Origin of the sequence: Streptomyces sp. NBC_00252, assembly GCF_036187565.1 — a bacterium.
Taxonomy (GTDB): Bacteria; Actinomycetota; Actinomycetes; order Streptomycetales; family Streptomycetaceae; genus Streptomyces.
Window position 1 is genome coordinate 9895313 of the sequence record NZ_CP108087.1, and the last position, 18484, is coordinate 9913796.

Consider the following 18484-nt stretch of genomic DNA (forward strand, 5'->3'; position numbering starts at 1 on the left):
AACTTCAGGTGGATCACTCCGCGATCGGTCGGTCGTCCGTGCCGCCGTTCCGCAGGTAGCCGAGCAGATCCTGGTCACAGCCCTCGTCGGCGAGTGTCTCGACCGTGTGCCGGACGGTCTCGTCGACCAACGGGATGCCGCGGCGCAGTGTCTCCCGGGCCACGGGCGTGAGGCGTACGTCGACGCTGCGCCGGTCAAGGGCCGCGGTCGAGGTGGTGATCAGTGCGCGGCTCTCCAGCCGGGCGACCAGCCGGCTCGTGGCCGACTGGCTCAACCCGATCTCGGCGGCGAGGTCTTGCAGGTACAGCCGCCCGTGCGCGGTGTCGATGCTCTCCTGCAGCATCGTCAGCGCCTGGAACTCGCGCAGGCTCAGCCCGAAGTCCTCATGGAGCCGTCGCTCCATCGTGTTCTCGATCCGGCCGTGGAGGCGGTCCAGTGCTCTCCAGCGCGTGATCAACGTCGAGCCCTGGCTCGTCATCGCTCCGGGCCTCTTCCTCACCGGGCCGGTATCTCCGTGGACTGCTCACCTCGACGGGGGTCTCCGTGAGCTACGAAGGCCTCGCGGGGCCTCTGCACCGAGGCCAGGGAGACGATGTCCCTGCCGAACGGCACGGCGGTGATCCACACCGCGAGCACCCTGACCTTGCGTTCCCACGTGGGTATCGCCAGCACGTGGTAACCGCGGTGCATGAGCCAGGCCGGGAAGCCCTTGACGACCAGACGCCGGTACTGGAATATCCCGCGCCCCAGGCCCAGGGTGGCGACCACCCCGAGACTGTGGTGCACGTAGTCCGCGACGGCTCGCCCCCGGAGCGTCGCCAGGATGTTCTTCGCGAGCAACTTGCCCTGGCGGACCGCGTGCTGGGCATTCGGGACGGTGTGTGCTCCTGGGAGGTGTGCCGCGAGGTCGGGGACGGCGGCGTCGTCGCCGGCGGCCCACACGCCCTCCAGCGGCGCGTCCTCGGTACCCACCCGCAGATCGGCCCGCACGGTCAGCAGCCCGCGCTCGTCGACGGGAAGGTCCGTGTGGTTGTGCACGATGGGGTTGGCCGCGTTGCCTGCGGCCCACACGAGCAGGCAGGAGTCGAACTCCTCGCCGTTCGACAGCACGATGTGTCCGTCCTTCGCGGAGACGAGTTGGGTGTTCAGGTGCACCTCGGCTCCCCGCTCGCGCAGTGTCCGCACCACCCAGGCGCCGGGTCCGTCCCCGACTTCCGGCAGGATGCGGTCGCGCGCCTCGACAAGGTGGAACCGCAGTTCGTCCGCCGAGAGCTCGGGATAGTGCCGGAGCAGAGCGGTGGCCAGGGAGAGCAGTTCCCCGAACCCCTCCACACCGGAGAACCCGCCGCCGACGAACGTGACGGTGAGGAGCCTGCGACGGTCTGGCCCCGGCGGCAGCGTCGCCGCGCGGTCGAAAGAGGTGAGCAGCCGGTCGCGGATGGCGACGGCTTCCTCCACGTGCTTGAGGCCGAAGGCTTCCTCGTCGACCCCGGGTATCGGGAACGTACGGGTCACGGCACCGGCCGTCACCACCAGGATGTCGTAGGACAGCTCATGCTCCGGACCGCTGTCCGGGCGGATGGTGACGGTGCGGTCGTGGTGGCTGATGCCCGTCACCGTTCCGGCGATGAGCCGTGTGCGGTGCAGGTGCCGCCGTAGGGACACCGCCGCGTGGCGCGCCTCGATCGAGCCCGCCACGACCTCGGGCAGAAAGGGCTGATAGGTCATGTAGGGCCGAGGGTCGACGACGGTGACCCGTGCCTCGCCCCGGCGCAGCTTCTTCTCCAGGCCCCACGCGGCGTAGAAACCGGCGTAGCCGCCACCCACGATCAGGATCTCCTGCACGACGTCCTCTGTTCTCTCGGTCTCGTCCTCAAGACCGGACGGGCGACGCGGTTGTGACATCTGCCGCGGCGGAAAGACGGCGAGACAGCGTCACAACGGACACGCGCAGGCTGTCTCATACCGGTGAGCGCCGCCGCTGCCCGGCCGGCCGCCGTGGGCGAGAGCCTCCGACCGAGCGCCAGGCGTACCCGTGCCCGGAGAGGGCAGCGGATGGAAGCCCTGTTGTCGATCACCAGACAGACCGCGATCCGAGTCCCGGAGGAGTTACACGTGACCAGCACTGCGCAGGCACCTCAGTCAGGAGCCGGGTCGGCTCATCCCGAACATCTGGGGCATGTCATTTTCATCGCGGCGGCGGCCGCGATGGGCGGCTTCCTCTTCGGTTACGACAGTTCTGTGATCAACGGGGCGGTCGAGGCGATCCGTGACCGCTACGACGTGGGGTCGGCGGCCCTGGCGCAGGTCATCGCGATCGCTCTGATCGGCTGTGCGATCGGTGCGGCGACGGCGGGGCGGATTGCGGACCGTATCGGCCGTATCCGCTGTATGCAGATCTCGGCGGTGCTGTTCACGATCAGTGCGGTGGGTTCGGCGCTGCCGTTCGCGCTGTGGGATCTGGCGTTCTGGCGGGTGATCGGCGGGTTCGCGATCGGTATGGCCTCGGTCATCGGCCCGGCCTACATCGCCGAGGTGTCCCCGCCCGCCTACCGGGGCCGGCTCGGGTCGTTCCAGCAGGCGGCGATCGTCATCGGTATCGCGATCTCGCAGCTGGTCAACTGGGGTCTGCTGAACGCCGCGGACGGTGACCAGCGCGGCAAGCTGATGGGTCTTGAGGCCTGGCAGGTCATGCTCGGCGTCATGGTGATCCCGGCCGTTCTGTACGGGCTGCTGTCCTTCGCGATCCCCGAGTCCCCGCGTTTCCTGATCTCGGCGGGCAAGGTGGGCCGGGCGCACGAGGTGCTGCGTGAGGTCGAGGGCGACGACGTCGATCTGGATGCCCGGGTCGCCGAGATCGAGCACGCGATGAAGCGGGAGCACAAGTCGACGTTCAAGGACCTGCTCGGCGGGGGCGGTTTCTTCTTCAAGCCGATCGTGTGGGTCGGTATCGGCCTGTCCGCGTTCCAGCAGCTGGTCGGTATCAACGTCGCGTTCTACTACTCCTCGACGCTGTGGCAGTCGGTGGGGGTCGACCCGACGCAGTCGTTCTTCTACTCCTTCACGACGTCGATCGTGAACATCATCGGCACCGTGATCGCCATGATCTTCGTGGACCGGATCGGCCGCAAGCCGCTGGCCCTGATCGGTTCGGTCGGCATGGTCGTGGGTCTCGCGCTGGAGGCCTGGGCCTTCTCCTACCACCTGGTCGACGGCAAGCTGCCCTCGGCGCAGGGCTGGACCGCGCTGGTCGCGGCCCACGTGTTCGTCCTGTTCTTCGCCCTGTCCTGGGGTGTCGTGGTGTGGGTGTTCCTCGGCGAGATGTTCCCCAACCGGATCCGCGCCGCCGCTCTGGGCGTGGCGGCCTCCGCGCAGTGGATCGCCAACTGGGCCATCACCGCGAGCTTCCCCTCGCTGGCGGACTGGAACCTGTCGGCGACCTACGTGATCTACACCGTCTTCGCCGCCCTCTCCATCCCCTTCGTCCTCAAGTTCGTCAAGGAGACCAAGGGCAAGAAACTCGAGGACATGGGCTGACGCACGGCTGCGGACCTCAGGGACGGTGTCACACCGTTGGTTCTTACCTTGTCCACTCCTACCGGGGCGCCACTGCGGATACCGCGATGCGCGGCCCGTCGAGCCTGCTCGGCGAGGTACGGCAGGTCCTTGTAGAGAGAGGTAGTGCCATGAAGGTGGTCGTCTTCGGCAGCGGTCTGCCCACCACGGCGGAGACCGCGCAGGGAGTGAGGGACCACGGTCATGAGGTCGCCGTCGTACCGGCGCCCACCGGTGGTGACGACCTCACGGAGGCCGGCCTGGTGGACACGCTGACCGGCTGCTCCGTGGTGATCGACCTTTCGGGGCCGCCGTCCCTCGACGACGGCACTCTGACCGAGGACGACGGCCTGGTGATCGATGAGGACGCTCTCCTTGCGCGACGGAACCGCGCCACGGCCGGTCTCCTCGCCGCCGAAGCGGCGGCCGGCGTCGAGCACCATGTCTCGCTCTCCGTGGTGGGCGTGGACCGGGTTCGTGCGGAGGGGGTCTTCCGGGCACTGCGGGCACAGGAGGAGATGATCCGGCGCTCCGGGATCCCGTACTCGATCGTCCGCGCCACGCAACTCTTCGAGTCGGCGGCCGAGATCGCGGCCGCGACGACAGAGGACTGGATCGTGTGGGTGCCGCCCGTCGGGATACGCCCGGTCGCAGGTGCCGAAGTGGCCACGCTGCTCGCCCACACCGCGGCGTTCACACCGTCGAATGCCGTGCAGGAGATCGCCGGCCCCGAGCAGTTCAGGCTGGACGCCTTCGTCCGCGCGGCTCTGACCTCGGATGAGGAACACCGCCGCGTCTTCGCCGACAACCGCAGCACCGTGTTCGGCGCTCGGATTCGGCACGCGGATCTGCTGCCCGGTCCTGATGCCCACGTCGCGCGGCAGCGCTACGGCGACTGGCTGGCGAACCGATCCGCGCCCGAAGCGGTGAAGCCATGATGGGACGGCCGGGTCTCACGACCCGGCCGAGGCCCTGGCCGGCGGACTTCAGGGAACCCGGGCCGTCCACTCGGGTGTGGTGAACTTCGTGTCCACGAGCTCCCGCGCACGTCTCATCTCGGCGTCCGTCACCCCGCCCACGGCGAGTCCATAGCGCTTCCTGAAGGAATCGATCAGTCCCGCGATGACGGCTTCCCGTTCCAGTCCGGTCTGCCGGCGCAGCGGATCCACTCGCTTCTTCGCGCTCTTCGTGCCCTTGTCCGACAGCTTCTCGCGCCCTGTGCGCAGGACGCTGAGCATCTTGTCGGCGTCGATGTCGTAGGCCATGGTCACGTGGTGCAGCACGGCGCCGGGACCGCCGTCCGGTCCCACGATGCGCTTCTGGGCCGCGCCGGCGATCTTTCCCTGGTCGGTGGCGATGTCGTTCAGCGGCTGGTACCAGGCTTTGATCCCCATCTCGCCGAGCGCGTCGAGCACCCAGTCGTCGAGATAGGCGTAGCTGTCCTGGAAGGAGAGTCCCTGCACCAGGGCGTCGGGCACGGACAGCGAATAGGTGATGGTGTTCCCGGGTTCCACGAACATCGCCCCGCCGCCGGAGATACGGCGTACGACCTCGATGCCGTGCTCGTGGGCGCTGTCGAGATCGACTTCGTTGCGCAGCGACTGGAAGCTGCCGATGATCACCGCCGGCTTCGCCCATTCCCACACCCTGAGCGTCGGCGGCCGCCGTCCAGCAGCCACCTCGGCGGTGATGGCCTCGTCCAACGCCATGTGGAGCGCCGGGCTCTGGGGGCCGTCGTGGATCAACTGCCAGTCGTAGTCGGCCCAGTCACTGGCATGCGCGAGGGCCCGGCGTACGGCGATGCCCACACCTTCCGACGTCAGGCCGTACATGACCGTGCCGTCGGGCAGCTCTCGGTCGATGCGCGCCGCCAGGCCGGCCGCGTCCGTGTCGGCCGGGGCACCGTCCAGCGCACGGTTCACCGAGTCGAGGGCCTCATCCGGTTCGAGAAAGAAGTCGCCCGCCACTCGGGGACGGCGCAGCACGCCGTCCTCCACCTCGATGTCCACCACGATCAACTTGCCGCCAGGGACTTTGTACTCACCGTGCACGGTCTCGCCGTCCTTTCCGCTCGCCGGTGCAACAGTGTGGGAGTCGGGCGTGTTCCCGGAGTTCAGGGCCGCAGAGCGCGCGGTACCCGCGGGGTGCGCTGGACGGCTGATCCGCAGTCCGGCCACGGCTATGGCCGATGCCACTGTTCGGATCGAAGAGTGTCAAACGCTGGTATGCTCATCACAGTGTTCTGGGAGGGCGCGGAAGGTCGCGGCTGCTCCGGAACACCTCAGCGCCGGCCTCGGGCGCCGTCCGAACCCCCGCGGATCGTGCCCGAGGCACGGCGCGCCTGCGTCACAAGGCCCGGTAGAGTCCCCGGCCGGCCCGCTTGATCCGGGACGTGCCGACGAGGCGGTCGAGCGTGCTCCGTACGGCGTTGATGCTCCCGCTGTCGGTGTCACGGCCGAGCGCCGCGGCCACGTCACGGGCTCGGACCTCCGAGTCGGCGGCGTGCGCGAAGAAGTCGATGATCTGCTCGGTGAGCTGTCCGTACTGCTGCTGTTCGGGCGTCCGCGACCGGGACGTGCTGTCCACCGACGGCTCTTCGACGAGAGACGGGCTGGGCTCCCGTACCGTTTCTACATCATGGACCCGCCCGGCATCGCCGGTCGACGTGGATCGTGCCGCGCCGGTGGGGTCGGACATCAGGACCGACAGGGCGCCCAGAGCACGCTGTACGGAGTCGAGATGCGCGGCGACAGCGGCCAGTTCCCTCTCCAGGGCCCGCTTCTGGAGTTCCAGTCGGGCCAGATCCTCCTGGAGGCTCTCAGCGGTGTTCTCGATGTTGTTCGCCGCGCGAGTTGCCGGGACCATGGCTTCCTCTCATCCTCACCCCCATGCACCGGGCCGTGCCCAGTCAGGCGCTGGGGCCGCTCGGCTCGGAATCCGGCATGGGATACCTCATGACATCGTATGCAGGATCATACTCATCACCGCGGACGCACCGGTGCGAGTCGAAAGATGCAATCGAGTGTCCCACCGTCGTGCGCGAACCGCTACGGGGAAACGACAGGGTGCCGCACGGTCAGGGGCGGCAGGGTGCGGAACGCCGACGGAGCCGGTCGGCGGTCTCCTGGATGCGCGCATCGACGTCGGCCAGCTGTTCCCGCAGCATGCGTACCCGCTCCGTGAGCAGGGCCGCCTCCGCCGCCAGGAACACGGTGGCGGCCTCGGGACGGTCGTCGTGATCGAAGTTCTGGCTCATCGGGTGTCCTCCCTTGTCGGCCGGTCCGCCCGGCGCCATCGGATGTGCCCGCTGCTCTGACCGAGCAGCGAGGGTCTCCGTGACAGACGCTGTGCGGGGTACCGGAGCGCTGCTGCGTCCCGCACATTGACGCTCATCCCAGCCGGGACCCGGTCGCCGGACATCCAGAAGGCGATGGAGTGTCACTCCTCGACAGGTTCATCGGTCATACGGAGAGATCGCGGCAAATGAGAGATCGCCGCACTGAGCACTCAAGGCGTCCGATCGACCGCCGCTGTGACTCCGCGCCCTGTTTCCCGGCGCGGGTTTGTCCCTGTCGGCGATGACGTCCTTCCGACGCTCCTGGGGCAGTGCCCCGCCCGTCTCCGCAACGTGACTTGACCGTCCCATCTCGAAAGGCGACCTCATGAACCCTTCGCCCCGCATGCGCCGTGCGCGGACCCCGCTGACCGTCCTGGCCGGGGTCGGCCTCGCCGCAGCCCTCACCGCAGCTGCCATCGTGCCGGCGTCCGCGGACAAGGACACCGGCACTCATCGGCCCAAGCCGACGGTGGTGCTTGTCCACGGCGCGTTCGCCGACTCCACCAGCTGGAACGGCGTCATCACAGAACTCCGCCACGACGGCTATCCCGTGGTCGCCGTCGCCAACCCGCTGCGCTCCCTCCAGGGGGACTCCGCCTACCTCAGGGACGTCCTGGCGAGCATCGACGGCCCGGTGGTGCTCGTGGGCCACTCCTACGGCGGTTCCGTCATCAGCAATGCCGCCACGGGCGACAAGGACGTCAAGGCGCTCGTGTATGTCGCCGCCTTCCTTCCGGAGAAGGGCGAGAGCGCGGTCGACCTCTCGGGCAAGTTCCCCGGCAGTACCCTCGGGGACGCCCTGCGCCCCGTGCCGATCACCAACCCCGACGGCTCCCAGGGAACCGACCTCTACATCCAGAACGACAAGTTCCGGCACCAGTTCGCCGCCGACGTGCCCCGTGACCAGGCCGACTTGATGGCGGTCAACCAGCGGCCGGTGACCAGTGCCGCCCTGGCCGAGGGCGCGGGCGAGCCCGCGTGGAAGACGATTCCGTCCTGGGTGCTGATCGCGACGCAGGACCTCAACATCCCCCCGCAGGCACAGGAGTTCATGGCCCAGCGGGCGGGCGCTCACACCACGAAGGTCCGTGCGTCCCACGCGGTGAGCGTCTCGCAGCCCGGAAAGGTCGCCGACGTCGTCGAGGACGCCGCTCACTCGGTGCGCTGACGTCGGGAGGGTCCCGGAGCGCGCGCCGCTCCGGGACCCTCCGCGTGGGCACGACGGGATCGCCCCGGCCCCGAGATCCTTCACACACCGGCCGGTCAACTGCGCGCCCACGCCAGGGAGATCCGCCGTCAGGAAGAACCGATGAACCATCCCCCGCACGTCACCTCGACCGGCCCCGGCGATCTCGATGCCGCCGTGGCGCTGCACCGGCGATGCTCCGCACAGACCTTGTGGAGCCGTTACCACCGGGCCATGCCCGATCCGCGCAGCTACCTGCCCGCGCTCCTGGGCCGCCCCGGATCGATCCACCTGGCCGCCTGGGACGACGCAGGCCGCATCGTCGCTCTGGGCCACCTCATGCCGGACCGCTCAGCCGCAGAAGCCGCCCTGCTCGTCGAGGACTCCTGGCAGAACCGAGGGCTGGGGACCCGGTTGCTGCGTGGTCTTGGAAGCCATGTCGCCGGCGGGGGCTGGAAGACGGTCTACGGTCTCGTCCTCCCCGGCGACGAACGGATCGACGCCGTCCTGCGTCATGCGCCCGTACCCGTGCACCGGCGTGACGAAGGCGGCGTCATCAGAGCCTGGACGCGGACACAGGATCTGGAAGTCCTCCGCGCCGGCGACGCCTCGGGACCACTGGCTGGACAGGCGTTCCGGAAATGGCCGGTCCGTGCCGCAGCGTGTGACCGCTGTGGCACGGACCGGTGGTGAGGATCGCCCCTCCGGCGGCGGGTGGCTCCGGGCGCCGGTGTGCGGAGATCAGCCGAACATGCCGACCTGGTAGTCGCCCGCCGGCTGGCGGTTGATGACATTGATGCGGTTGTAGGCGTTGATGACGGCGATCAGCGAGATCAGCGCGGCCAGTTGGTCCTCGTCATAGAACTTGGCGGCGGCGGCCCACGCGTCGTCGCTCACACCGGTCGAGCTGTCCGCGATGCGCGTGCCCTGTTCGGTCAGTTCCAGCGCCGCTCGCTCGGCGTCGGTGAAGACGGTGGCCTCGCGCCAGGTGGCCACCAGGTTGAGCCGCAGCTGCGTCTCACCGGCCGCGGCGGCGTCCTTGGTGTGCATGTCGGTGCAGAACCCGCAGCCGTTGATCTGGCTCGCCCGGATCTTCACCAGCTCCTGAGTGGGGACCGGAAGAGCGGGAGCCACCGCCTTGCCGGCCGAGTTCAGGTGCCGCATGACCTTGCCCGCGAGGCCGTTGCCGAAGAAGTTGATGCGTGCGTCCATGACGAATCTCCTCACACATGGTGAACCGGTTACGGTCCACTGACCGAACACGTCGATCTTTTGTGACACGAGATCACCACTGTTCACAGCGAACGCTGTCGGATGTGCGGACATAGTGGGCTGCGGTCAGGACCGTGTTCCAGTCGCGCGAGTGGGGGTGCAGATCGAGGACGAGATGCTCGTGCGGGCTCTTACCTCGACTGCCCGGCCGCGTCACACACCGGCGCTCGGCACGGTCTCATGAGGTGAGAATCCCGCCTCGCCCCTGCCGAAGGAGCATGCCGTGAGCGACGTCATTCTCGAACCCGCGGCCGCAGTCGTCCTTGCGGAGTACGGCCGGTCCTGACAACAACACGTTCGACTTCGGAGCACACGATGGACACGGACAAGCAGACAGCGGCCCGCGGCCTGATCGACATCGAGGCCCATCTGTACCGGGAGGCCCACCTCGGCGCGGCCCGTCGCCGACTGGCCGAATTCACCGCGCAGGCCACGGACTTCAGCCCCGGTCAGAAGCGCGACCTCGAACGTTGGTACCTCGACGAGCAGCAGTACGTTGCGCGGATGGTCACCGATCACATAGCCGACCGCATCAACACGGTGGAGGAGGCACACCGCCTCCGATTCGGACGGTGGCTGCGCGGAACACTGATCGCCATGACACTGATCAGTGTCGTGCTGTTCGGGTGCGCGGCGCTGGTGGTGGGCTCGGTGGCCTGACCAGGGCACACGATCACGCTGAACCTACCCGCTCACTCGTGCCGCAACCCCTGGGGTCGAGCCGCCCGCCACAACGTGGGCAGGGTCAGCAGGGTCACCCCGACGGAGACGGCCGCGCCGATGCCGGCCATGGCCAGCAAGGTGGTCCAGTCATGGAGCACGGGTCTGCCGAGAAGGCCGAGGAGCGTGTTGCCGAGAGTCGTTCCGATAAGCGCGGCGACGAGCAGACCGAGTCCGACCGGAAGAACGGTCTGCCAGAGAACGGAACCGGCGAGCGTACGACGTCGGGTGCCGAACGCGACGAGCACGGCCATGAGACGTGCTCGGTCCCGGATCTGCTCCAACGCGCCGAGCAGCATGCTCGCGGCTATGAGCAGCAGGACGGCCGTCACCCCGGCCAGCAGGGCCCGTCTGATCCCGTCGAGTGCCGGGTCGACTCGGGGCCGTCCGGGGAAGTCGACGGTGAAGGACGGGTCCAGCCGGGCGGCCGTTGTACGGATGCGGTCCTGCACGTCGTCGGCCGTGGCCGTGTAGGTGAGGCTGACGGTTCTGACGGCGTGTGCCATCGCTGTCGGTCCCGCCGCCCGGGGCGTGGCCAGAAGTACGCGTTCGCCGACATCGCCCGGGGGACTGGCGTTCGTGGCATGGGCGGCAGCCGTGATGTGTGGCGTCTTCCAGTACGGGCCGTTCGCGCCGATGCGCAGCGTCACTCCGGCCTTCCAGGTGGTCGTGTCGTGGATGCGATCCGCGCCGGTGGCCGCGGTGAGGAAGCTGTCCCCGTCGGAGCAGAAGGGCAGGGACGCCAGTCGGCGCAGGTGAGCGCAGTCGGCGATACGGACCGCCTGCGGAAACCCGCCGTCGGGTGGGGTCACGGTCAACTCCGCGAAGTCCACGGCCTCTTGCACGCCAGGGGTCACGGCGAACGCGGGACCGTACTGATCGGCGTCCGTCGTGCCGTTGTCAAGACGGGCGATGCCGACCTGCGTATGGAGGGAAGGAATCCCGTGCGGGGTTCGGGCCGCGCTGGCTCCTGGAGGGTGCGCGAGCCCAGTGAAGAGGGTCTGCAGCGCCACGGCACCTGCCACGGCGACTGCGATCCCGTTGACCGAGCGGGTGGCGGTCTCGCCGTTCAACTGCACGCTGCGCAGGGCCAGTTGCCAGGACAGCGGACCGCGACCGCCGAGCTGCCGCGTGAGACCTTCCACGATCCAGGGCAGCACGGCGGTGACCCCGACCAGCAGCGCGAGCATGCCGACGACCATCGTGCCGACCTGAGAAGTGCCTTGCAGGTCGGAGGGACTGCGCACCGACGTTCGCAACAGGACGAGTCCGAGCAGGGGCAGGGCGACGCGCCACCACAGCCGCCGGCTTCTCCCGCCGCCCCGGCGGACGACCCCGAGCGGCTCCACGGCCACACGGTGCATGGCCAGCCGGGTGACCACGAGGGAGAGCGTGAGGACGGCGAACACTGTGAGCAGCACCAGTGGAGGTTCCGGCGTGAGGTCCTCCGTGAAGACGCCCAGCCCCTGTATCTCCACCCGGCCCGCGAACTGACGGCCCGCCATGAACAGGATTGCTCCCAGGGCTATCCCTGCGAGTGTGCCGACCATGACCTCGCCCGCGGCGACGGTGGCCGTCATACGCCGGTCCGCGCCGACAAGACGTAGGGCGGCAAGCCGTCGGTTCCGGTGCTCGCCGCCGAACCGGACGGCCGCGGCGATGAAGACGCCGACCGGGACGAGAAGGACGACGATTCCCGCGACACTGAGCAGGACCAGTTCGGGCGGGAGCGGCTTCGGCGGGTACGCCTTCCCGAAGTGGTCCAGCCGCCGTGTTCCTCCGACGCCCGCCACCATGTGGTCTCCGCCCAGGTAGAAGACGTACTCGCCCGGGTCGAGCAGTCCCGCGTCACCGACCTCGCCCGTGATGGGGTGGGCGAGGCGCTCCCGCAGCAGTTCGCTGCCCGGTGCGGTCAGCAGCCTGCCCAAGGCCGGCGACACGACCATCTCCCCAGGGCGCGGATAGTGCCGGACTCCGGGCGGGAGCGGTGCGGCGGGTCCCTCCGGCTCCACCGTGCGTCCCCGGATCCCCATGCCCCGGAACACAGTGTCGATGTCGCTGATCAGCACAGTGTGATCCGACGCCTCGATGGCGCGGTCGTCGAGATTGACGTCGATACGGCGGTGGATCCGCTCGTCTCGGTGATGTCTGGCGCTGGGTACCGAGGAGGCGAGCAGCAACATGGCCACGCCCAGCCCCACGCCTATCACTACGAGGACGGTGCGGACCGTGTTCTCCCGGCCGCCTGCAAGGGCGAGCCGGGCCCCGAAACCGAGCGCGCGCAGCCCTCCGAAGCGTCGTTGCACAGCTGGGCTCACAGTGTTCCTCTCCTACAGGACGTGAGACGCCGCTCGACCGGCCCGACGCGGCGGAGGGCACCCGCCGGACTGTACACCGTGGTTATAGAGGAGTGTGAAAACGTGCAGTGATAGCCGTGTGTTCGTGTCCCAACGTTGTGGAGTGGGTTGGAAAGGGGATGGCCGCGTCGGGGTCCCGCCACCAACGTCTCCCGGTTGGCCCCCGCGCCGCACTCGCGCCCGACGCTCAGTCCACCGCGTAACAGCGGATGACGATGTGCTCGTCCTCCTCCCTGGCGAGCCCGACGAACACCGTGCGGGCCAGCCAGAGGTGGGCGGGCGCGTCGGTGCGGAACGTCGGGGCGGTGCGGAAGTAGGAGCCCGCTTCGCTCACCCGCACGCCGTCGTCGAACTGCTCGGTCCCGCCCGGCAGTTCGTGGTAATAGCCACGGTTGATGATGTCGATGACCGCCCCGTCGTCGGCCCGCAGCAGGTAGCGGGCGTCCAGTTGCCACACGTCACCACGGGTGGAGGACCAGTCGCCGCCTCCGGCCAGCACGGTGCCGTTCAGGCGTGGGCCGCTCACCGTGCCTCCGGTGATGGGGGTGAACTCCAGCCGCTCGCCCTCGCCGTGGCCGATGTGCAGGGACGGGGTGACGGCGGCGCGGATCTCGAACACGAAGGTGAGGGACGGGGTGCGGGTCATCGGGACTCTCCGGTGGTGAGGGGGCGGCGGGACGGTTTCCAGCCCGGCCGGGGTACGGAGTCGAGGAGTTGACGGGTGTACGGGTGGGAGGGCGCCGTCAGTACGTCGGCGACGCCGCCCCGCTCGACGATCCGGCCGTGCCGCATGACCACGACGTCGTCGCAGACGTGGCGCACGATGCCGAGATCGTGGGTGATGAACAGGTAGGCCACCGACGTCTGTTGGCGGATCTCCCGGAGCAGCGCGATGATCTGCGCCTGCACGGACACGTCGAGGGCGGCGACCGCCTCGTCCAGGACGAGCATCCGGGGCCGTACCGCCAAGGCCCGTGCGATGGCGACGCGTTGGCGCTGGCCGCCGGACAGCGACCGGGGCAGAGCCGCCGACTGACGTTCATCGAGACCGACCCGGTCCAGTTCGGCGGCCACCCGGTCGCGCAGCTCCTGGCCGCGCAGCCCGGTGTGGAGCCGCAGGACTTCGGCGAGGCCGTCGCCCACCCGCTGGCTCGGGTCGAGGGAGGCGTACGGGTCCTGGAAGACCATCTGCACCGCGCCGGCGAACCGCCGCCGGGCCGCGGCCCGGCGCCCTCTGACGGGCGGTGTCTCTCCTCCCATCAGCACGACACCGGCACTGGGCTGTTCCAGTCCCGCGATCATCCGGGCGGTGGTCGTCTTCCCCGACCCGGATTCGCCCACCACGGCGAGCGATCCACCGGCCAGCAGCGTCAGGTCGACTCCGTCGACGGCGGTGAACGTGCCGAAGGTCTTGCGCAGGCCGGTGACCTTGAGTGCGGGTGCGGGCGCGGCGTCGGTCATGGATGACGCTCCTGGCTGGTGGCGACTGTGGAGGTGGGAGGGTGGTTCTTGACGGCGTCCGCGTCGGGTTCGATCCCGTCCGAGGCGCTCCGGGTGCGGACGTTCCTCGCGGAGGGGGTGTCGGTCTCCGGGAAGTGGCAGGCGGCCACGCCCTCGCCGACCGGGCTGGGCACCGGAGTTGTGGTGCGGCAGATGTCGGCGGCCCGCTCGCAGCGGGGCGCGAACGCGCACCCCGTGCCCGCCTCGAAGGCCGACAGCGGCCTGCCCGGCACCGCGCGCAACGGCAGGTCCTCGGCCCGGGGATCAGGCCGTGAGGCGAGCAGCGCGCGAGTGTAGGGGTGACGAGCGCCGCCGTGCAGTCGGCCGGCGTCCAACTCCTCCACCACACCGCCCGCGTACATGACGGCGACGCGGTCGCACACCGCCGCCGCCAGCGCCAGATCGTGGGTGATGAACAACATCGCCAGCCCCCGCGCCACCCGTGCCTCGTCGATGATCGCCATCACCTCCGACTGAGTGGTGACATCGAGAGCGGTGGTCGGCTCGTCCGCCAGCAGCAGCCGCGGCTCACCCGCCAGCGCAGCCGCGATCATGACCCGCTGGAGCAGACCGCCGGAGAGCTCGGAGGGCCGTTGCCGCAGCCGGCGCGAGGCGTCGGCGATCCCGACGTCGTGCAGCAGCCCGGTCACCCGCGCCTCGGCCTCCCGGGGCCGGACACCGCGCGTGGTGACCAGTCCCTCGGTGAGGAAGTCCCCGATGGTGCGCACGGGGTTGATGTGGGCCCGCGGGTCCTGGAACACCATCGCCACGTCATGGGTGCGCAGCCGGCGCCGCCGGGCGGGCGACATCCCGCTCAACGGCTCGCCGTCGAAGCGGATCTCGCCCTCGCAGCGTGCCCCGGCCGGCAGCAGTCCGAGCACGGCCCGCGCGGACAGGGACTTGCCCGAGCCGGACTCACCGACCAGACCGAGCGCCGATCCCTCCGGCACCGTCAGGTCGACCCGGTGCAGCACGGTGCGTGGTTGTCCCCGGACCGGCAGTGTCATCCGCAGTCCGTCCAGCTCCAGCAGTGGCCTCTTCGCGGTCATCGGTCCTCTCCCAGGAGCCGGCGGGACAGTGCGCCCCCGAGCAGGTTGCAGGCGATGACGAACACCACGACGGCCGCGCCCGCGTACAGCGACTGCTCGGCCCGGCCGGCCAGGATGCCGGTGGACCCGTTCGCCACCATCAGCCCCCATTCCGGTGCGGGCGGCTGCGCACCCAGCCCGATGAAGGACAGCGAGGCGATGTCGAGCAGGGTGTAGCCGAACGAGGTCACCACCTGCGCCAGCACGAGCGGGAGCAGGTTCGGCGTCAGATGGCGCAGGCAGATCCGCGCGCCCGGCAGACCGAGCATCCGCAGCGCCGCCACGTAGGGCTGGTTCCGCTCCCGCAGCGCGGCGCCGCGCACCACGCGCCCGATGTACGGCAGGTAGGCCACCGACAGCGTCAGTACCGCGACGGGGAGTCCCGCGCCGAACACGGCCGCCGTGACCACCGCGAGCACGAGGCCGGGGAAGCCGAACACGACGTCCAGGAGGCCCGACACCAGCCGGTCGTACCAGCCGCCCAGCCAGGCCGCGCTGACCGCGAGGGCTGTGCCGACCACCCCGGCGGTCACCGTGACGACCGCCGGGGCCAGCAGGCTCGGCCGGGCGCCGAACAGGATCCTCGAGAGGATGTCGCGGCCGGTGTCGTCGGTGCCCAGCCAGTGGGCGGCGGACGAACCCTGGTACACGGCCGTCGGGTCCACGGCCGTCGGGTCGTAGGGCGCCACCAGCGGCGCGAACACGGCGGCCAGCACGGTGACCGCGACCACGGTCGCGGCCACGGCGGTGACCACCCGTCCCCGCAGCAGCGTGCGCAGCCCGAGCGGCCGGAACCTGCCGCGGGCGGTCATGACGATCTGTTGGGAGGTCATGCCGTGTCCTCCAGCGAGACGCGGTGGTCGAGCGCGGCGGTGACCACGTCGACCACGGTGTTCACCGTCACGAAGACGACCACGGACAGCACCGCGAGCGCCTGCACCACGGCCAGGTCCTGCTTGGCAGCGCTCTGTACCAGCAGGGCGCCGATCCCGTTGATGCCGAAGGCCTGCTCGACCACGGCGCAGCCGGCGACGAGTCCCGCCACCGCGACCCCGGAGACCGAGAAGATCGGTCCGGAGGCGTTGCGGAGCACGTGCTTGCGGACCACGAACCGCTCGGGCACACCCCGGCTGCGTGCCGTCTGCACATGCTCCGAGGCGAGTTCGGTCCGTACGGCGGACCGGGTGACCTGGGCGACGTAGGCGAGCCAGGCGGTGGCCAGGGCGATCGCCGGCAGGGTGAGGTGCTCCAGTCGTCCGCCGAGGCCGGTGCCCGCGCCGTAGGCCGGGAACCAGCCCCAGCCCACGGACAGCCACCAGATCAGCAGGACCGACATCACGAAGGTGGGCACCGCCATCAGGGCCGTCGTCACCACCGTGACCACGGTGTCGCCGAGACCGCCGCGCAGCGCCGCCACCGTGCCCAGGGCGACCCCGGGGACGATGATCAGCACCGCCGCGTAGCCGACGAGGAAGGCGGTGTTGCCGATCCGGTCGGCCAGCAGTCTGCTCACGGCGTCGTGGTACGTGAGGGACTGACCGGCGTCACCGTGCAGCATGCCGCTGAGCCAGCGCCAATACCCCTGAAGGAACGGGTCGTCCAGGTGGTACTGGCGGTGGATCTCCGCCAGCAGTGTGGGGCTGGGCGGCTTTCCGCCCCCGATGAGCAGGGTCGCCGGGTCGCCGGGCGAGATGAACAGGGCGCCGTACACGGCGACGCTGGCCACCAGACAGGTCACCACCATCGTCGCCGTCCGCCGGGCGACGAACCGCCAGATCATGCGGTGTCCTTGCCGGTGCCGCCGAGGTAGGCAGCCCACGGCATGTTGATGTAGGCGAACGACGCGGGGGCGCCGCTGAGCCGCTTGTTGAGGAAGACCCGTTCGTACGGCGCCGCCAGCGCGACCATCGGCAGGTCCTCGCTGTACAGCGCCTGCGCCTGGGTGAACAGCCGTGCCGACGCCTTCGGGTCCAGGGTCGCCTGAGCCTGCGTCAGCAGGGTGTTGACCTTGGCGTTGGCGTAGTGGGTCCAGTTCAGGGGCGAGGCGGGCGCGGTGAACATCTGCGCATACGAGAGGGGGTCGGGGATCTCGACGTAGCCGAGGGACATCGTGGCGTCGAGTCCCTGGCGGAGCGAGGGGTCGTAGAACAGGCCGGACATCTGGGTGGGCTGGAGTTGCTTGATGACGACGGTCAGGCCGATCTTCTTGGCCGCTGCCTGGAGGAAGGTGAGGGTCTGGAGGGACTGCTGGTCGCCGGCGCCCATCGCGATGGTGAGGGTCCGCCTCTTCGGCGCCGCCTCGGTCACGAGTTGCTTCGCCTTCGCCAGGTCGACGGCCGGGACGGCGGGCAGGGCGTCGTAGCCCTCCTTGTAGACGGCGGACGCCTCGGACTTCTGCCACACCAGGGACGGGATGAACGTCTTGAGCTTCTGCGCGGCTCCGTCGTAGACGTTCTTCAGCAGTGCGTCGCGGTCCAGGGCCAGGGACAGCGCCTTCGCGATCCTCGGGTCGGCCATGGGGGAGTCGGCGCTCGTCGGGTAGACGAACACGGTCTGCGCGGAGGGCCCGTAGTAGAGGGTTCCCGAGGAGGACTTGCCGAGTGCCTTGGCGACGGTCGACGGGATCTCGTAGCTGCCGTCGATCTGTCCGGACAGCAGGGCCGAGGTCAAGGTGCTGTTGTCGGTGATGAAGCGGAAGGTCAGTTTCTTCACCTTGGGCCGCAACGAGGCGTCCCAGTAAGCGGTGTTGCGCTCGGCGGTGATGGACTCGCCGGACTTCCATCCGGTGAGTCTGAACGGTCCCGTGCACATCAGACCGCCCTTTGCGGTGCCGTACGAGGTGCCCGCCTTCTTCAGGTACGACGCCTCGCTGACCGCGCCGAAACCGTTGACCAGGTACTTGAGGAACAGCTCGTCGGGGGCCTTGAAGCGGACGGTGACCTGGTGTGCGCCGGTCGCGCTGATGGACTTCACGGACGCCAGCACCTGGGTGTTGACCGACTGGGTCGCCGGCGCGAGCTGCCGGGTGAGGCTCGCCACGACGTCCTTGGCGGTCATCGCGTTGCCGTCCCAGAAGGTGACGTCGTCCCGCAGGTCGAGCACGAGGGTCCTGTCGTCCGGACGTTTCCACGACGTCGCCAGACCGGGGGCGATCGTGTAGTCGGACGTCAGCCGCAGCAGTGGATCGCAGAGGTTGGCCTCCACGGTGTTGGGCGAGTAGTCGCCGACCTTGGCGGGGTCGAGCGTGGTGGGCTCGCCCAGCGGCAGGTTCCAGGTGACCTCGTCGAGGGTGCCGGTCGCGGGCGGGGTGGTGCTGGTCAGGTTGAGGTCGGCGGACGGCGCCGAACCGGCGTCGGAGCCGCCGCCCGCGCAGGCGGACAGCGTCAGCAGCGAGGTGACGGCCGCCGTGACGGCGAGGGCGCTTCGGGGAGCGTGCATGGTGGTGCTCCTGGGAAAAGGGACGGGAAGA

At 69.6% G+C, this 18484-nt stretch carries 18 protein-coding genes; 5 read left to right on the forward strand and 13 right to left on the reverse strand.

All coding sequences use genetic code 11. From position 1 onward, the window contains the following. Positions 1-13 precede the first annotated feature (13 nt). A complete protein-coding gene (locus tag OHT77_RS43975) occupies positions 14-478 on the reverse strand; it encodes a MarR family winged helix-turn-helix transcriptional regulator (protein ID WP_328833988.1) in 465 nt (154 codons plus the stop codon). 17 nt (positions 479-495) lie between these two features. Then, positions 496-1845: an NAD(P)/FAD-dependent oxidoreductase gene (locus OHT77_RS43980; protein ID WP_328834501.1), complete on the reverse strand. Its 1350-nt coding sequence runs from the start codon at positions 1843-1845 to the stop codon at positions 496-498. 270 nt (positions 1846-2115) lie between these two features. On the opposite strand from OHT77_RS43980, the gene OHT77_RS43985 reads away from it, so the two are divergent. Continuing rightward, a complete protein-coding gene (locus tag OHT77_RS43985) occupies positions 2116-3537 on the forward strand; it encodes a sugar porter family MFS transporter (protein WP_328828537.1) in 1422 nt (473 codons plus the stop codon). 149 nt (positions 3538-3686) lie between these two features. Then, positions 3687-4493 carry an SDR family oxidoreductase gene (locus OHT77_RS43990; RefSeq protein WP_328833989.1) on the forward strand — a complete coding sequence of 269 codons (807 nt, stop codon included), beginning with the start codon at positions 3687-3689 and terminating at the stop codon, positions 4491-4493. A gap of 48 nt (positions 4494-4541) precedes the next feature. On the opposite strand, the gene OHT77_RS43995 is transcribed toward OHT77_RS43990, so the two are convergent. From OHT77_RS43995 to OHT77_RS44005, 3 genes are all read right to left on the reverse strand, one after another. Next, positions 4542-5606, reverse strand: coding sequence for a lipoate--protein ligase family protein (locus OHT77_RS43995; RefSeq protein ID WP_328833990.1), 1065 nt, complete (start codon positions 5604-5606; stop codon positions 4542-4544). Positions 5607-5901: 295 nt separating this feature from the next. Further along, entirely contained in the window at positions 5902-6420 is a 519-nt protein-coding gene (locus OHT77_RS44000) for a hypothetical protein (RefSeq protein ID WP_328833991.1), read from the reverse strand. Between the two features lie 211 nt (positions 6421-6631). Further along, positions 6632-6811, reverse strand: coding sequence for a hypothetical protein (locus OHT77_RS44005; protein WP_328833992.1), 180 nt, complete (start codon positions 6809-6811; stop codon positions 6632-6634). Between the two features lie 406 nt (positions 6812-7217). On the opposite strand from OHT77_RS44005, the gene OHT77_RS44010 reads away from it, so the two are divergent. Both OHT77_RS44010 and OHT77_RS44015 read left to right on the forward strand, forming a co-directional pair. Continuing rightward, positions 7218-8060 carry an alpha/beta fold hydrolase gene (locus OHT77_RS44010; protein ID WP_328833993.1) on the forward strand — a complete coding sequence of 281 codons (843 nt, stop codon included), beginning with the start codon at positions 7218-7220 and terminating at the stop codon, positions 8058-8060. A 141-nt stretch (positions 8061-8201) separates the two neighbouring features. Then, the gene (locus tag OHT77_RS44015) at positions 8202-8771 is read left to right on the forward strand and encodes a GNAT family N-acetyltransferase (protein WP_328833994.1); all 570 of its coding nucleotides are present in this window, start codon (positions 8202-8204) and stop codon (positions 8769-8771) included. Between the two features lie 48 nt (positions 8772-8819). Here the strand turns inward: OHT77_RS44015 and OHT77_RS44020 are convergent, their stop codons facing one another. Then, positions 8820-9290 (reverse strand): carboxymuconolactone decarboxylase family protein, encoded by a 471-nt coding sequence (locus tag OHT77_RS44020; RefSeq protein ID WP_328833995.1) that lies wholly within the window; start codon positions 9288-9290, stop codon positions 8820-8822. Positions 9291-9665: 375 nt separating this feature from the next. Between OHT77_RS44020 and OHT77_RS44025 the strand changes: the two genes are divergently transcribed. Further along, entirely contained in the window at positions 9666-10010 is a 345-nt protein-coding gene (locus tag OHT77_RS44025; protein WP_328833996.1) for a hypothetical protein, read from the forward strand. Between the two features lie 32 nt (positions 10011-10042). On the opposite strand, the gene OHT77_RS44030 is transcribed toward OHT77_RS44025, so the two are convergent. The 7 genes from OHT77_RS44030 to OHT77_RS44060 all read right to left on the reverse strand — a co-directional run bounded on the left by OHT77_RS44030 (position 10043) and on the right by OHT77_RS44060 (position 18453). Further along, positions 10043-12388 (reverse strand): FtsX-like permease family protein, encoded by a 2346-nt coding sequence (locus tag OHT77_RS44030; protein ID WP_328833997.1) that lies wholly within the window; start codon positions 12386-12388, stop codon positions 10043-10045. A 226-nt stretch (positions 12389-12614) separates the two neighbouring features. Further along, the gene (locus tag OHT77_RS44035; protein WP_328833998.1) at positions 12615-13073 is read right to left on the reverse strand and encodes a DUF3237 domain-containing protein; all 459 of its coding nucleotides are present in this window, start codon (positions 13071-13073) and stop codon (positions 12615-12617) included. Beyond that, on the reverse strand, positions 13070-13888 hold the full coding sequence (locus OHT77_RS44040; RefSeq protein WP_328833999.1) for an ABC transporter ATP-binding protein: 819 nt from the start codon (positions 13886-13888) through the stop codon (positions 13070-13072). Before OHT77_RS44040 ends, OHT77_RS44035 begins: the two co-directional genes overlap by 4 nt. Beyond that, complete coding sequence (locus OHT77_RS44045; RefSeq protein ID WP_328834000.1) at positions 13885-14976, reverse strand: ABC transporter ATP-binding protein; 1092 nt, start codon at positions 14974-14976, stop codon at positions 13885-13887. Before OHT77_RS44045 ends, OHT77_RS44040 begins: the two co-directional genes overlap by 4 nt. After that, positions 14973-15848 carry an ABC transporter permease gene (locus OHT77_RS44050; RefSeq protein WP_328834001.1) on the reverse strand — a complete coding sequence of 292 codons (876 nt, stop codon included), beginning with the start codon at positions 15846-15848 and terminating at the stop codon, positions 14973-14975. Before OHT77_RS44050 ends, OHT77_RS44045 begins: the two co-directional genes overlap by 4 nt. Then, complete coding sequence (locus tag OHT77_RS44055) at positions 15845-16795, reverse strand: ABC transporter permease (protein WP_328834002.1); 951 nt, start codon at positions 16793-16795, stop codon at positions 15845-15847. The genes OHT77_RS44050 and OHT77_RS44055 overlap by 4 nt, the downstream gene beginning before the upstream one ends. Then, the gene (locus OHT77_RS44060; RefSeq protein ID WP_328834003.1) at positions 16792-18453 is read right to left on the reverse strand and encodes an ABC transporter substrate-binding protein; all 1662 of its coding nucleotides are present in this window, start codon (positions 18451-18453) and stop codon (positions 16792-16794) included. The genes OHT77_RS44055 and OHT77_RS44060 overlap by 4 nt, the downstream gene beginning before the upstream one ends. Between the last annotated feature and the right edge of the window lie 31 nt (positions 18454-18484).